This window comes from endosymbiont GvMRE of Glomus versiforme, assembly GCF_003546845.1.
The window spans coordinates 18,736-33,074 of sequence record NZ_NWVA01000006.1; the positions used below are offsets into that span (position 1 = coordinate 18,736).

Genomic DNA, 14,339 nt, shown 5'->3' on the forward strand with positions numbered 1-14,339 from the left:
TTATATTTTAATTGTTAGTATGAGTCTTCTGGATTATTTGGGCTTGGAATTGACTTTGTTGATATTCTCTTTTTAAAGTATCAATGTTGCTATAATTTAACACTCATTCAGGAGTTAGTTGCTTAATATCTCTCAATCAAGCATAAAACTCTGGTTCTTGAATGGCTTGTCCTTGGTCATTAGGAGAATGGATATTTATTCAATCGCGAGTTTGTTCATAGGTGAAATTATGTTGAATTCAAGATTGAATTAGTTGTGAAGTAAAAGAAGAGTGGATGTTTTGTCAATCTAGAATATTAAGTTGATTAAGTTCTTTCGTAATTCCAGTAGAGGCAAATTGTTCAAGTTTATCTATTTCCGTCGGTTCTGCTGAATTATGTTTACAAATTAAATTAATTGCCTCTGACTTGTTGTCTTCTTCAATTATCCTAAACAATTTATTTTTTTCTTGAGTGATTGTATTTTGAGTATTAAGGGATAATTGTCTTTTAGCTTGGTTAGTTAAGACTTGGTCGTTTGTTTCTTTTTGTTGTTCTAAATTAACCAATTCTTCACAATAGCGAACAATCTCACTCATATCTTCTGTTGAAAAGCCTTTTTCTTCTAGCTCTTTTCTTAGTTTTCGTGCTTCATTTTTGGATTCGTTATCTTCTTCTTTAATCACCTTTTTTTTGTTCTGAATAAAATTTTCTATTAGTTCAGCTGACTCTTCCCGAGATTTTTTAAAGAGTTTTAGTTCTTCTTTAATGCCATTAATTCTCAATTCTAGCAAAGTAGAAGTTTGTCATTCCTGAGAAAAATTAGTTTGAAGTTTAGGCAAATTCTTAAAATTGAGTAGTCGACTGGTATAAATTGCTTGAGAATGAGTTTTATAAACTAGTTTGTTTGTTATTGATGACAAGTTTTTTTCAAACTCCCCTGCGTCTATTATTTCTTTGTATTGACGATAGAACTCTATATCTCTTATGCTGTTATTAACATTAATATCCCAACTTTCTAAAATCTGACTCAATTCCTCAGCTGTTGGACGATTTGATGGTTCAGCATCCAAGCATTTACTTGTTAAATCTTTGAGCAATTGCGGTGCTTTAACTTCATTTAAATTAGGTCTCAATCCTTCACATATTTTTAATGCTAGACGAAAATCATGGGCTATGTCATGATAAGGTGGTAATCCAGAAAACATTTCGCAAGCTATGATGCCTCATGAATAAATATCAGATGCTTGAGTATACGGTTCTCTTTTGAGTACTTCAGGAGCCACATAAGGCAATACCCCATAAATTTTTTCTTCATCAGTTTCATTAGCTGGTCGGCAAAGTCCTAAATCGGCAATATGAAACTTGGAAGAATAGCTGTTTGTATTATTTAAAATATTTCCTGCATGAAAATCTCGGTGTACCAACCTCTGCCTATGAATTGAATTTAATCCATTAGCAATATCTTTCAACTGGTTCATTTTGCCACTAAAACTAAGTTTATTATAATTATTCTGCAAATATCTTCTCATGTTATCTCCTATGTATCTCATTACCATTAGATAATTCTTAGTTTTAGGGTTTTGAGATATACCATAACACTTTACAACTCATCCATTATCATCAATTAATCTATGATGGTAAGCAACTTCTTGCAAAAAGTCAGTAGTTATATCTTGAGAATTATGTAAACTTTTTAAAACAACATCTCCTTTGGAATCATCCTCGTATCTCTGTCATTTATTGTTTTTGTCGTTTCAGTTTTTTATGTATCCTCCCTCTCATTTTGCTTTATAAACTTTACCAAACCCTCCTTGGGCAAGATATTCAACATTTATAAACCTATTGTAAGGCATTCACTCTAATAAATCATCATGGTTAGTTGCTCTAATTTGTTGTTTTTGAATAAATTCATCAATGACTTTGTTGCCACTAGTCCAATCAGCAAACCCCCAAGCAAAATGCTGAGAATTACAAAACTGACACCAAGCACGATCAGATTTAGGCTGTTGGCATTTTTTACACAGCCCATATTTCTGATACTTTTCTTTTAATTCTTCACTAGAAATCAACTGATTAATCAAAGATTTTTGTTCAGGAGTTAATGCATTATATTTAAATCTTTCTATCTGCTTAATAGTCTTAATTCCAAGCCATTGTTCTCCGTATTCCTCCCTCAACTTCTGTTCTAAGTCACCATCTAACATTGATTCAACATCTATTTGTTTAGTATCTCTCAACCAAGTGCAATACTCATGATCACTAACTTTAAAACCAGTTCCAAGCAGTGTAATTCATTTTTTAGCTTGTTCACAATCAAATCCTTTTTCTTCTCATTTTTTTCTTCATCAGTATCTGAAATTCTCATGAATATCTTGTCAAGACTCTTTTTTAGTTATTTCCCTAATATCAGGAGTGTTAGGTTGATAACCCCTTTTTCTGAGATAATTAGCAAAATCAGATTCACTAACTGTTAAGCCAACATTTATTCACCGATTTATTTCTTCACTAGAAAAGTTAAGTTTTTTTCATTGTTTGATTTTTTTTTTAATTTCTTGAAGTTTTCAGGAAAAATTCCTAACTTTTCCATGTCCATCTGTTTCTGCTTTTCCTTGTTTACTAGCAAAAGCAAATGACTTATATATACCTTGGCATTTAGCATCTTTTCTTTCATCTGCTGAACACCAAAAATCTTTAATGCTGTTGGATAAACATTCTAAACCGCTGTCTATGTCAGTATCTCTAATATCAAGTTTTTCTAATTTAGTTAAATTCTTTAAAGTCTCTAAACTACCAGTGAACTTATTATTACCAATATACAATTTTTCTAAATTAACCAACTTACTTACAAAAGATAAGTCTTGGTTGAGATTATTATTGCTTAAATTTAACTCTTTTAACTTTTCTCCTTTTGGTAGTTTTACTTGGGTAAGGTTGTTATGAGAACAATCAAGTTTCTTTAAATTAACAAAATCGCTTAGATCCAAGCTACTAATGAGAAATCTTTTGCCAATATGTAAGTCGCTTATGGTGTTTCTTTGGTTTTGGGGATAATTTCTATCTAGTCAGTACTGAGCATAACTTTTTTTTTCTTGAAAAGCTGCTTCCGGAGTATAATTGTTTTTTCTTAAATAAGTAGCAAATTCAGAATGTTGTTTTTCATCCAAACCAATATCTCTTCAAGACTTAGCTTCTTGGGGAGTGAAGTTATGGTTTTTTCATTCTATAACTTTTTCATAATCTTTTGGTTCAAATCCAGCTTTAATTCATCCCTGAACATCTTGGTAAGTTAAGCCTTTTTCTTCCCAGATTTGTTGGTAAGTTTTATCGTTTCAGTTTTTTTCACCAAAATCCTCATGAATATCTTTTCAAAGTTTATTATATTCTGTTCTTAATTCATTAGCATTTAAAGTTAGTGAACTATTAAACTGTTTTTTATCTTTTAACCAACGACCGAAATGGGGTTCATTTGGATGCAAACCAGTATCTACTAGTTGTTTTATTTCTTCAACTGTGAAGCCCTTATTTTCTCATCATTGTTGCCAAGTTAGTTTTTGTTTAGTAGCAGTGATTATTCAACCCGAATCTTTGGCGAAATCAGGATGAATGTCAGTTCAATTTTTTTTTTCAACTTTCTCTTTATTCTCTCAAATTAAATCTTTTTCTTCAATATAACCAAGTTTATCTCACTTATTTTTTTCGCTTTTAATTTCCTCAATTATTTCATCACTCAATACTCAATAAATAAGCTTTTGCTCATCTAATCTGGTGCTACGAATAGGAATTTGAACACTTTGATTTAATTTACTCATAAAATAAAAAAAAGCTTCTCCATTTTCAAAATCAGAACATTTATTTTCACTATTTTCTGCAAACCTGAGAAAATGCAAATTATTTAAAACACCATTTCCAAACTTAATATTCTCTGCAAAAGTTACTTTCAAAACCTTTCCTCAACTTTTATCTTCTCATTCTACTTTTTGAATGGTTAAAGGAGAAGTTAAATCTTGACCTATTGGATGATTTAGATTGCTAAAATCATATTGGTAATTTGGTAAATTAGGAAAAGGAAACATTTTTATTCTTTTATTCCTTTCTTACTTTTTTGCTTATTCATAATATCTACATTTTAAGAACTTTTCAAAAATTAATAATCTTATGCATAAAATTTTCATAAATACAAAAAACTTACCAACGCTTTTTAATTTAGTGTCTTATGATTAACTCTCAAATATATATTTTTAACAAAAAAAAAACAAGAAAATATGTCTAAAAGAAAAACTTGATATTGCTTCATTTGCAAAAAATGATTACCAAGAGTTAGATTCGGTGAAGATCCTAATGAAAGGATTTGTAGTAATTGTCTAGAAAGCAAAGTTTATGAAGAAAGAATAAAAAAAAGAGCTTCTGAAATCGAAGAAGAGGAAGGCGAAGAAGATGACGAATAATGAATCTAAATTATGTTAATGGAAAAAATATACTTGACCAATATTTTACAAAAAGATATATTGCAGAAAAATTATTTGAAAAAACTAAAAACATAATTTCTCAATATGAAAAAATTGAAAAATACACTTGATTAGAACCAAGCGTAGGAGAAGGATGTTTTTATGATTTGCTTCCTAAAAATAAAAGAATTGGCATTGATATTGACCCAAAAAGAGAAAATATAATTAAAGGTAATTACTTAAAGTATAAATTACCTAATAAGCCACTAATTCGTTATAGGAAATCCACCTTTCGGACATAGAGGTGTTGTTTCTCTGGAATTTATAAATCACTCAAAGGGAGCCAATTTTGTGTGCTTTATCTTGCCCATGTTCTTCGGTAGCAAAGGCAAGGGTAGCATCAAATATCAAGTGAAAGAATTTAATCTAATCTACTCAGAGGAGTTAGGAGAAAATTCTTTTTATACTTTAAATGGCAATAGCATTGATATTAAGTGCATCTTTCAAATTTGAAGTAAAAAGCATTCAAATCCAAACATTTAAGATTTAAATTGATACTTATTGCGAGATAAGAATCCTTTTAAAAAATATTTAGATGTCTTTACTGTTTCATTAGCCAAAGGTAGAGATTGTGGTAAGAGATGGATTTTTGAGGAGAAAGCAGATTATTATTTATCATGGTTTAGACTAGTGTATATAATAAAATTTTTTAGCAGGATTTTTATTCATTTTTCTCTCCTAAGTTTCAAAAATATTTTCAGTCTCCTGATTGCTCCCAAGTGGTTAATCAGGTTGCGGTGCTGCTAACTGATTTATCTTTTAGGAATTGGTTAAATCTTTTTCACACTTGACGATTATGAGAACGACAAAGTTGTTTCTTTTTATCGAAAAGGAGATGGGGACACTTTTCTGGACCGGTCTCAGTTCAAAAAGAGCAAAATTCGGGTTCTTCTATTTCTACTTTGCAATCAACACAATAAGTAGGATATTGGTTTAATTGGTCTAGATTAGGAGCAGGAGAAAAGACTATCGCTCTTTCAAATTTTTGATAGCATTTGTCACAAGTAAAGTTTACTTTTCAGAATTGATTTAGTGGATTGGTTTTTTGGACTGGTGGTTTTTGTTTAATCTTTTCTCGTCCCTTATCACTCAAAAGATTATTTTTCGAACAGTATTGTTTATAAAATTCCAAACTTCTCTCAACCACTTCCACCATCAAGCATTTTTGCTTTAAAGCTAAATCTTTTAATTGTCAATAAAATTCTTCACTAACTTTAAAATTTAAAGGTTTGGTGCGTTTATTTATTTCTCTTTTGCGAAAAGGAGCCGTTTCCGGAGCAGTTAGGTTAGAACTAGCCTCCTGGGGAATTGTTCCTAAATTTTGCCGACGCAGTTTGTTTCATTTATTCATATCTTTAAATCTTTATTTCTTTATATAATTTTTTAAATATAATCTAAAATACCCTCCACTAACTTCTTGGTTTGCTTTCGTAAAGTCTTATAAGGAATTTCAGTAATCGCTTTTCCCTCATTTTGAACTGAACGAAAAGAAACTTTTTCTGGCAAAGAAATGGGTAAATAAAAATAACCAGTATCTTTTAAGTATCCTTGAGCTATTTCTCCTTCCGCCTTACTACCAATACGGTTAAGCACAAATAATAACTTCTTTTTGCTTACTCCCGCTTTCACTAAAGCATTAAATTCTTTCACCGCCGGTGCTAAATCGGCACGGCTAGCACCCGTAGGTTGGATTATTAGATTAGCCTGCTTGGCTATTTCTAGGGTTCCTTGGCTAGTGCGAGCTGGGGCATCAATGATTATTAATTGGTATTGTTTAGCCAAAGGTCAAACTTCTTTAACGGAATTAAATACTTGACAAGGAATTTTGCCTGTAATTTTGCTTCATTCGTAACTAGTTGTTTGTTGGCTATCACAATCAGCTAACAAAACTTTGACTTTCTTTTTGTGAGCCTCTACGGCTAACGCTTGAGCAAGAGTGCTTTTCCCTACTCCTCCTTTTTGAGAGATAAAAGCGATTATTGTCATACTAATTAACTTTTTCTCCTTTCTGTTTCCCTAATCATTCCCCAAAACTAGCAATAGTAAACATAAAACCCTTATTAACCAAGTAAACTTCTTTCAATAATTCTTTTACTGACTTTAAGCCTTTGCCATCTAAAACTCATAAAAAATTAATCTCGTTATTGTAAGCTTTTTGTAAAACACCATTATAAGAACGAATTATCTCTGAAACTTTGCTACCTGGAGAATTATAAAAGCTAGTTTCCAGATAATATTCCTTACCATCTAATTTAATTTGAAAGTCAAATAACTTTTTCCCGTTAACCTGGAAATTCACCGGTACTTGTTTTTGGTATTTTACTTGATATTTATTAAGCAAAGTTTCCACAGCCTTTTCCATGGTTGTTCCGACCAAATTTTTCTTGCTATGAGTTCCTAAGCCAACTTCTACACCTAAACAATAATCTTTTAAGTTTTTGATTTTTCCATTAGTTAAGTATTGAGCTAAACCAGAATTAAAAATTAATTTTTTTACTTTTTCTAGCGTTAAGTTCTCTCAATATTCAATATTCTCTTTTTCTAATCAAGCAAAATTCTCATTATCTCTAATGGCTAACAGCAAAGGTAAAGCCTGAAAACTCTGCGGTGCTTCTTGCCAAATTTGCTGAATTCTTTGGTTTAGTTCTTCTTTGTTGGCACAAATTAAAGAGTTGAGGATATTTAAATCCTTTTCATAAGCCATTAAATTGCTTTGGATTTTCTTTCAATTTACTAACTGACTTAAATCTACATTAGTAGTTTGAATAGTATCAAATCACTTTTCAAATTCTAATTGTTGTTTTTTTTCTTTGCTTAATTCATAATTTCACACAAAAATTTCTTGGGCAGAACCAATTCTTTTTTCTCCCTGGCAATTAATAAATCTTTGGGCTTTTTTAGTGAATTGCTGGTAATCTTTATACAAATCCTTAATAAAATCCGTAGCGTGATTAGTTAAAAGTCATTTAGCACCTTTTTTCTCGCACTCTTTAAGAAAATTAAACAACTCCTTTTGATTTTCCCGAGTAAAACCATTAGCCGTATAAGCCGTAAACCCATTGCTTTTTTCACTATCATAAGGCGGATCCACAAATAAAAAGTCTCCTGCTTGAATTAAAGGCAATAATTCTTGGTAATCTTGATTAAGAATTTGACAATTATTTTCGTTTAAATATTTACTAATTGTTAATATATTTTCAGTGTCGAATAATTTCACTTTTTCTCTTTTGCCCCAAGGCACATTAAATTCTCCTTGACTGTTAACTCGATATAAACCATTATAGCCCGTTTTGTTGAGATAAATAAAACGAGCCACTGTTCCTAATTCAGTTAAATTTTTGGTTTCTTGACGGCGTAAAGTTTCATAAAAATCTTGGCTATGATTTTTTTCATATTCTTTTAAAAGTTTTAAGAGTTCTTTAGGTTGGTTTTTTATTATTTTATAAGTTATTATTAATTCTTTATTAGCGTCATTGATAATTGCTTTATTAGGCTGTTTATTTAAAAATACTGAACCACCACCGACAAAAGGTTCAATAAATTGATTGTAGTCATTCGGTAGTAAAAGGTTAATTACCTCTAAAAACTGGGTTTTGCCCCCGGCTCATTTGATAAAAGGTTTGGTGGTTAGATTTTTATTCATTTTGTCCCTCCTTATTTTGTTCTTTTTCTTGCGTTTCATTTTCCTTTAACTCTGATTTGATTTGCTTGGTTTTAAGTTTTTTGGTTTTTTCTTCTTGCTTAGTTTGATATTCTTCTAAAATATCCTCAGTAAGAATATCATCAATTAAATTTCTAATACTTAATAATTGCCTTTTAATTACTTGGTTTTCTATTTTCAAGTCTGTATTTTCTTGGATTAGGGATTTTTTGCTGGTTTGGTATTTGTCGCGATATTTTTTAATGGTCATATACTATAATTTTATCTTTATTTCTTTAAATCTTTACAGACTTATAAAAAATTGGTATTTATAACCCTGGGCTAAAACTAAGTTAGTTATTAAATTTGGCTGAATTAAATCTTTTTTATCTCTAAAATAACTATCTAAGAAAAAGAAGCCTTTATTTTGCCATTTATCTAAATAATTTACTCGGTAATGATTGGCTTTTTTAGTTAGTTGTTTGTTGGTTATCAATATATTTTCTAGTTTAAGGATTTTATAAGTGTTTTGGCTTGTGATTATTCTTGCTCCTTTTGTTTCATCAGATTTTAAATTAGCATTTTGGTTTGATTTTTGCTTATTTAAATCAATTTCAAAGAAAAATTTTTTAAGTATGGCGGCTAATTCCTCAATATTTTTTAATTTTCAGAATCAAGAGCCATTATTTATAAATTGCTTAAATTGACTGCTTGCTCCTTGGACTTGGCGACCTTTACTTAATATGCTCCCAATATTTCTTTTAATTCCTCGCCAGCTGTCACGGTGGTATATTTCACAATTAGGACTTAATTCCTCCAAAAGCAAATAAACTTGATAGCCTTGTTGAGTTTCTATATAACTGAAACGATAAATTTTAGCTAGCAACTTAAAACTTTTTTCTACTTGTTTTTGTAACCAACTTGGTAAACTTTGAGATTTATGTCTAATATCTATATCTCACACTTGAAAATATAACCTTCCTCGTTTAGTGCCAGTTCTTTCTCCGTGTTCCCCATATCCCTTAACCAATTCCTCAATTCCACGATGCTCCTCAATAGTCGGTCAATTGCTCCCTGCTGGATATTGTGGCTTCTTTCCTCGCGTGGCTAACCTTACCCCTTTCCTATCCCCCCCTAATCTTTGAAAAAACCCAAGCGACTTATAATTAGAGGGTGCTATGTTATATTTACACGTGTCTGTGAGAGAAATTTTTTTAACACCAATTTTAGTTTCTTTGTTTCCTAGTTTTAAACAGTTTTTTAGCAGTTTTTTAACACCATAATAGTTATGGCTATAAGTTAATAATCTTTCCCGATTTTTTTGATAATATTCTCTATAGTAATTAAGATTTTTGTGTTTTCCGTGTCTGTTAAATTTAACAGGCGGAGTTAGTTTGATTGATTGTGTGATTTCCATAATTGCTAACTCAATACGCCAGCCAGTCAAGTCTAGGAAATCACACTAAATCCGACTAACTGACTAGCCTATTCAATCAACAATTGTAGATTATATATTATTATATTTTTAACTCTTTTTGTTTTTTTGTAAAATTTAAGTTATTAGTTAGTTTTTTTAGTTCTCTCTTTCTCTTGATTATCTGCTTTTTTCACAAATTTTTTTAATTCTTTTTCGTTGACTATCCTCTTCTTGGCTTGTCCTATTTTATATTCTTTACCATCTCGTTCGCCAATTATTATTATTTCTCCTTTTTCATTAATTCTCATGCCGCAAGACTTCATTGCTTCGTCTAGGTTTTTGAGATTTTTATATTTTTTCATATTGTAGATTTTATGTTTTTTTGTCAATTATATACAATTGCTATCGTTATCTTTTGATTTTTTTATAATCATGCTTATTCAGGTCAATTTCCCAGGACTGATTATTCTCTCAAAGAAAGAAAATTCGCCATTGACCGCTCCCAGTTCTAATGCTATAATGATTTTTAGTTCCTTGAATTAGTTCTAATCGAAAACCTGAAAACATACTAAAATCCCTTTTGTCTTGGGCTTCAGAAGTTATTCGTAATCTCCGCCGCACTTCTTTATTATTCTTAATCCCAGAAAACTTTCTAATTCATTCTCCTTTTAAATATTCCTCAACTTCTTTCTTTTCGTTTAAATTTCTTTTGCTTGGTTATTTCCACAACATTTTTAATGGTTTAGTCTAGCTCCTTCTCTATTTTCTTTATAAGGTTTGATTTCTTTTTTTAATAAAGATAATTTTTCCTCGGCAATTTCTTTATCATAACTTCTTTGGATATTTAGTCAAAACTCAACGGAACTATCAAAATAAATAGATAAACGAGTAGCCAAATCAGGAGTAATATCGCCTCTTTCTTCACATATTCATTGAATTTGTTCTTTAGGAACTTTTAAGGCTTGGGCTAGTTCTTGGGGGCTAATGTTGCGGGGGATTAATAATTCCTCTCGCAAAATTTCTCCGGGATGAATGGGTGGAAGTTTAGCTAGTTTTTTTTGATTTAATTCTTTTTTCATAGTAATTATTGTTAATTTTAATGAAATAGCCTTTATTTGTTAAGTGTTTTTGGGATTTTCTTTTGCCTGAAAGTTAATTTTATCTCTTTTTACTTACTTTTCAGAAATCTTTACTAGGTTTGAAACTAACTCTATTAGTAAGTTTAGCAGATTTAATTAATTGCTGTTTTTTTGCTTTACATTTAGCACAATTTCTAGTCTTTCCTACTAAATTGCGAAAAGTGTTTGATTTAGCGTAAAATCCAACTCCTTTTCCTTTATTAGCCTGTTTAAACTTCTCTAATTCTTTTTGGTGTTCATCACAATTCTTACTACCTTTTGGTTTAGTGCTGTTTCTTTTTAAAGTGAAATAACCTTTAAAGTTAATATTTTCACCTTGGATTAGTTTTTGCTTGGTTACTTCTAAGAAAGCATTTAATACTTTTTTGGTGTTTTCAATACTGTTTAATTTACTTTTTTTGTTGACCTCGGAGGTGATTTGGGTAATTCCTAACATAATAGAAGTTTTTACTTTCTTTTCTTTGGTTTTATTGCGTTAATTTTAAACTCCATCGCCCAAACTGTCCCAGTGTGCCAGTTTCCCCGATATCCCAAATTATTCCCTACGGGTAATTTTCCCTTTTTCGAGGATTTTCTTTATCGTCTGATTTCATATCAATTTTAATAAGAAAATTTTGCGAACCCCTGTTGGTTTTTTATAAATAAAAAAGTGAAAAAAATCCTCAGCAAGTTCATATTTTTTCCAGTTCGCCCCACCCTTGGGGCAAACGCCAAGTCTCATACGGCGACGCCTGAAATTCACTCATGAAAATAGATATGAACGATAAAAAAAACCAAAATAACGGGGCTTCTCTCCCTCAGGAGAAAAAAACCCAATTGGAAATCCAAATTGCGGAGCTCCAAAAGCAGGAGCAGCAACTCGCCAAGCAATTAAAATCTTGGCAAATCAAAACCAAAAAAGCGAATAATCTGGCTAATTGCTTGATAACTGCGGGCAAATTTGGTAAACAATTCTTAACCGAAGCCGTAGAAAAAGAAAAAGCCCAAGAGCAACCTGATAATTGAGCGTGAGAATACTTGCTTAAAAACAAAGTTGAATTTAACCTTAAATTTGAAGTCGGAGCCGAAGCCTTTACCAAATTAGTCAGTGAGAGTGTGGAAAGAAAAGCAAGAACTTTACAAACTGAATTAGATATTATTCAAAGTCAACTCCAACACCAAGAACGCAAATTCGCTCGTCTCCAAGCCCGCAGGCAAGGCAAAACTCTCCTTGAATGTAAATCAAACAACGGAATTGGTTGCTTGGGTGCTTATCAGTGTCAGAATTGTCAAATCAACTACTCGGTAAGTGAGAATAACCAATTGAAAGGAGGTTCCTACTAAAATGGGAGCCGAAATTCTAAAACTAACTCGCTGAACGAATTTTGAAAAAGGTGAAAAACACTTAAAAGAATTTCAGTGTAGCAATCCCGGTTGCGGTCTTTTCATTGACGATAAAGATATTGAAACGAAAAACTATCAGTTATGAGTTAGTGATTACGCTAATGATATTGATAAGACCTCTCTCATAAGCGGTCAATCTTGCTATTCTCTAAACTTCTGATTAAGAGCTGTTGACCATCAAGAATGCCCCGAAAGTGAAAGGTGTCAAGGTTGCTGAGAAAAATTTAGAATGAATGAACTGAAAGGGAAAAATGATAATTGGTGGTGCCAAGATTGCCAACCAACGGCATTTAAAAAGGAGGTAAAGCATGAATAATCTCTGATTACCCGTTTTTATTTCAGGAGGAAAACGAAGTTTATCCAGAGGAGGAAATAAAAATGAATAACATTGCTGACCTTACTTTTATCTATGATACCAAAGGAGATATGTGCTTTGTTTGACAAGGCAGATCCATTCGGGAACTTACCATTAAAGGCGATACAGAACGCAATGGCGAAGTCAACGGCACTTGATTCCAAGTTAACCATTTAACTAATCACTGAATATCTTTTCGCAAAAACCAATATCGCCTAAACACCTGAGAAGCCTTTTATAAATGCGTCCAAAGAGAACAAATAACTTTCTATCGCCGTTTATTACCAATAGATAGTTTAAACTCTCTTTTAACTTTCTCTTTCACTGAAAAAGATGAATGAATAAAAGACCCTGTGAGTGGTAAATGGAAAAATAAATAAAGTTTTTTTTACCTATTTTTCTAAAATATTATTTAAAAAGAAATATTATGAAAAAAATAGTAGTAATTAAAAAGTGAATAAATAAAATAATAAAAGGAGGAAATAACTAATATGGTAAATAAGAACGCCCAAGATTGATTAAATGAAAAATATCCAATAAACAGTGCTTGCCAGAGAGATAATGACTCTGAAAATAAAGGAAAAAAGCGAGAAGAAATAACTAGATTAGATATTAGAAAAGGAAAAGTTGGATGATATTTAAACGAAAAAACCTTGGTGGGTTCTTTAAAATTAGAGGGATTTACTAATTTGCGAACTTTGATAGTTTCTTCTCATCAATTAATTAAATTAGATGTAAGCAATTGTCCTAATCTCGAAGAGTTAGATTGTCATTTTAATGAACTTAACAATTTAAATGTTAATGGTTGTTCTAATCTTGAAAAAATTAACTGTTCTAATAATAATCTTAGTGGACTAAGTTTGGATAATTGTCCTAATCTCGAAGAAGTAAACATAAATAATTGCTCTAAACTTAATGAAGAAACAATAAGTTCTAATCTTGCTTATAATCCTGAAAAAGCCAAGTTAGTAAAAGATAATTCAAAAGTAAAAAGTGGTCCCCAAATAACTAGAACCAAAGAGAATGATGTTCGGAATATCCTAATCATTGGCATAACTGGTAATGGTAAATCTGCCCTGGCTAATGTTTTAACTGACACCAGCCAGTTTGCCGAAAATGCTTCGAGCACTAGTGTAACTAAAAACTTTCAACCTAGCAATGTTTTTGAATATCAAGGCAAAAAATACCGCATAATTGATAATATCGGATTCGGAGACACTAATAACATTTCTGAAAAAGACATTTTATTTAAAGTTGGAGAAGGAATTCACTCTGCTAAAGAAGGTATTAATCAGGTTCTTTTTGTTTTCAAGGGCAGATTTGCTCCGGAACAAATAGCAGTTTTTAATTTGTTTAAAGACTTTGTTGCTGAAGCTGGCATTACTAGTTTTACTACTTTGGTGCGAACTAATTTTGCCGATTTTAGAAGCAAAGAGAAGTGCCAAGAAGATAAGGATGCTTTGTTTAATGAGAGTAATAAAGAGTTAGGTGAAATAATTAACTCTTGTAATGGGATTATCTATGTGGATAACCCTTCATTACCCGTAATTGACGAAGAAGAGGATAGTGAAGACGAAAGAGAAGAAAAGCAAAAAAAAATCAGTCGAAATGAAAAAAAGAGAAAAGAATCAAGAGAAAGATTATTAAATCATTTAGTCGAAAACTGCTCAGAAGTTTATAAATTAAAGAAATGAGATAGTATAGTTTCCGTGGTAGATGATTATTATAAAGAAAAAGAAAAAATAGAAAAAAGTGATAGTTCAAGTAAAGGAGAAGAATTAAAGAAAGTAGAAAAAAGAAAAGAACAAATTGCTGATGAAGTAAATGCTACACTCGCGTTGGAGATTAGTCCTTTACCTAAGTTTACTGCTCAGATAGAGATGAAGAATCTTAATATTTGACCTTTTAATAAGAAGTAA

The 14,339-nt window shown here is 31.1% G+C and carries 16 protein-coding genes; 6 read left to right on the forward strand and 10 right to left on the reverse strand.

What is annotated here, in order from left to right:
- Nucleotides 1–7 precede the first annotated feature (7 nt).
- Entirely contained in the window at nt 8–4,054 is a 4,047-nt protein-coding gene (locus GvMRE_RS09495) for a protein kinase (RefSeq protein ID WP_147410956.1), read from the reverse strand.
- Nucleotides 4,055–4,243: 189 nt separating this feature from the next.
- Here GvMRE_RS09495 and GvMRE_RS09500 point away from each other — a divergent pair, with 189 nt between their 5' ends.
- The gene (locus tag GvMRE_RS09500) at nt 4,244–4,426 is read left to right on the forward strand and encodes a hypothetical protein (protein WP_147410957.1); all 183 of its coding nucleotides are present in this window, start codon (nt 4,244–4,246) and stop codon (nt 4,424–4,426) included.
- Nucleotides 4,426–4,728 (forward strand): hypothetical protein, encoded by a 303-nt coding sequence (locus GvMRE_RS09505; RefSeq protein ID WP_147410958.1) that lies wholly within the window; start codon nt 4,426–4,428, stop codon nt 4,726–4,728. The genes GvMRE_RS09500 and GvMRE_RS09505 overlap by 1 nt, the downstream gene beginning before the upstream one ends.
- Before the next feature lie 419 nt (nt 4,729–5,147).
- On the opposite strand, the gene GvMRE_RS09510 is transcribed toward GvMRE_RS09505, so the two are convergent.
- From GvMRE_RS09510 to GvMRE_RS09550, 9 genes are all read right to left on the reverse strand, one after another.
- A complete protein-coding gene (locus tag GvMRE_RS09510) occupies nt 5,148–5,837 on the reverse strand; it encodes a hypothetical protein (RefSeq protein WP_147410959.1) in 690 nt (229 codons plus the stop codon).
- Between the two features lie 32 nt (nt 5,838–5,869).
- Nucleotides 5,870–6,472 (reverse strand): ParA family protein, encoded by a 603-nt coding sequence (locus tag GvMRE_RS09515; protein WP_147410960.1) that lies wholly within the window; start codon nt 6,470–6,472, stop codon nt 5,870–5,872.
- Nucleotide 6,473: 1 nt separating this feature from the next.
- A complete protein-coding gene (locus GvMRE_RS09520; RefSeq protein ID WP_172575354.1) occupies nt 6,474–8,129 on the reverse strand; it encodes a DpnII family type II restriction endonuclease in 1,656 nt (551 codons plus the stop codon).
- Nucleotides 8,122–8,397 (reverse strand): hypothetical protein, encoded by a 276-nt coding sequence (locus tag GvMRE_RS09525; RefSeq protein WP_147410962.1) that lies wholly within the window; start codon nt 8,395–8,397, stop codon nt 8,122–8,124. The genes GvMRE_RS09520 and GvMRE_RS09525 overlap by 8 nt, the downstream gene beginning before the upstream one ends.
- Before the next feature lie 33 nt (nt 8,398–8,430).
- Nucleotides 8,431–9,543 carry a hypothetical protein gene (locus GvMRE_RS09530; protein WP_147410963.1) on the reverse strand — a complete coding sequence of 371 codons (1,113 nt, stop codon included), beginning with the start codon at nt 9,541–9,543 and terminating at the stop codon, nt 8,431–8,433.
- A gap of 143 nt (nt 9,544–9,686) precedes the next feature.
- The gene (locus GvMRE_RS09535; RefSeq protein WP_147410964.1) at nt 9,687–9,905 is read right to left on the reverse strand and encodes a hypothetical protein; all 219 of its coding nucleotides are present in this window, start codon (nt 9,903–9,905) and stop codon (nt 9,687–9,689) included.
- A 46-nt stretch (nt 9,906–9,951) separates the two neighbouring features.
- Nucleotides 9,952–10,164, reverse strand: a complete 213-nt coding sequence (locus GvMRE_RS09540; protein ID WP_172575355.1) for a type II toxin-antitoxin system RelE/ParE family toxin — start codon at nt 10,162–10,164, stop codon at nt 9,952–9,954.
- Between the two features lie 113 nt (nt 10,165–10,277).
- Nucleotides 10,278–10,622 carry a HigA family addiction module antitoxin gene (locus GvMRE_RS09545; protein WP_147410966.1) on the reverse strand — a complete coding sequence of 115 codons (345 nt, stop codon included), beginning with the start codon at nt 10,620–10,622 and terminating at the stop codon, nt 10,278–10,280.
- A gap of 79 nt (nt 10,623–10,701) precedes the next feature.
- Nucleotides 10,702–11,118 (reverse strand): HU family DNA-binding protein, encoded by a 417-nt coding sequence (locus GvMRE_RS09550; protein WP_147410967.1) that lies wholly within the window; start codon nt 11,116–11,118, stop codon nt 10,702–10,704.
- 320 nt (nt 11,119–11,438) lie between these two features.
- On the opposite strand from GvMRE_RS09550, the gene GvMRE_RS09555 reads away from it, so the two are divergent.
- From GvMRE_RS09555 to GvMRE_RS09570, 4 genes are all read left to right on the forward strand, one after another.
- Nucleotides 11,439–12,005, forward strand: coding sequence for a hypothetical protein (locus GvMRE_RS09555; RefSeq protein ID WP_147410968.1), 567 nt, complete (start codon nt 11,439–11,441; stop codon nt 12,003–12,005).
- Between the two features lies 1 nt (nt 12,006).
- Entirely contained in the window at nt 12,007–12,381 is a 375-nt protein-coding gene (locus GvMRE_RS09560) for a hypothetical protein (protein WP_216361643.1), read from the forward strand.
- Between the two features lie 62 nt (nt 12,382–12,443).
- Nucleotides 12,444–12,800 carry a hypothetical protein gene (locus tag GvMRE_RS09565; protein WP_147410970.1) on the forward strand — a complete coding sequence of 119 codons (357 nt, stop codon included), beginning with the start codon at nt 12,444–12,446 and terminating at the stop codon, nt 12,798–12,800.
- A 111-nt stretch (nt 12,801–12,911) separates the two neighbouring features.
- The gene (locus GvMRE_RS09570) at nt 12,912–14,339 is read left to right on the forward strand and encodes a GTPase (protein ID WP_147410971.1); all 1,428 of its coding nucleotides are present in this window, start codon (nt 12,912–12,914) and stop codon (nt 14,337–14,339) included.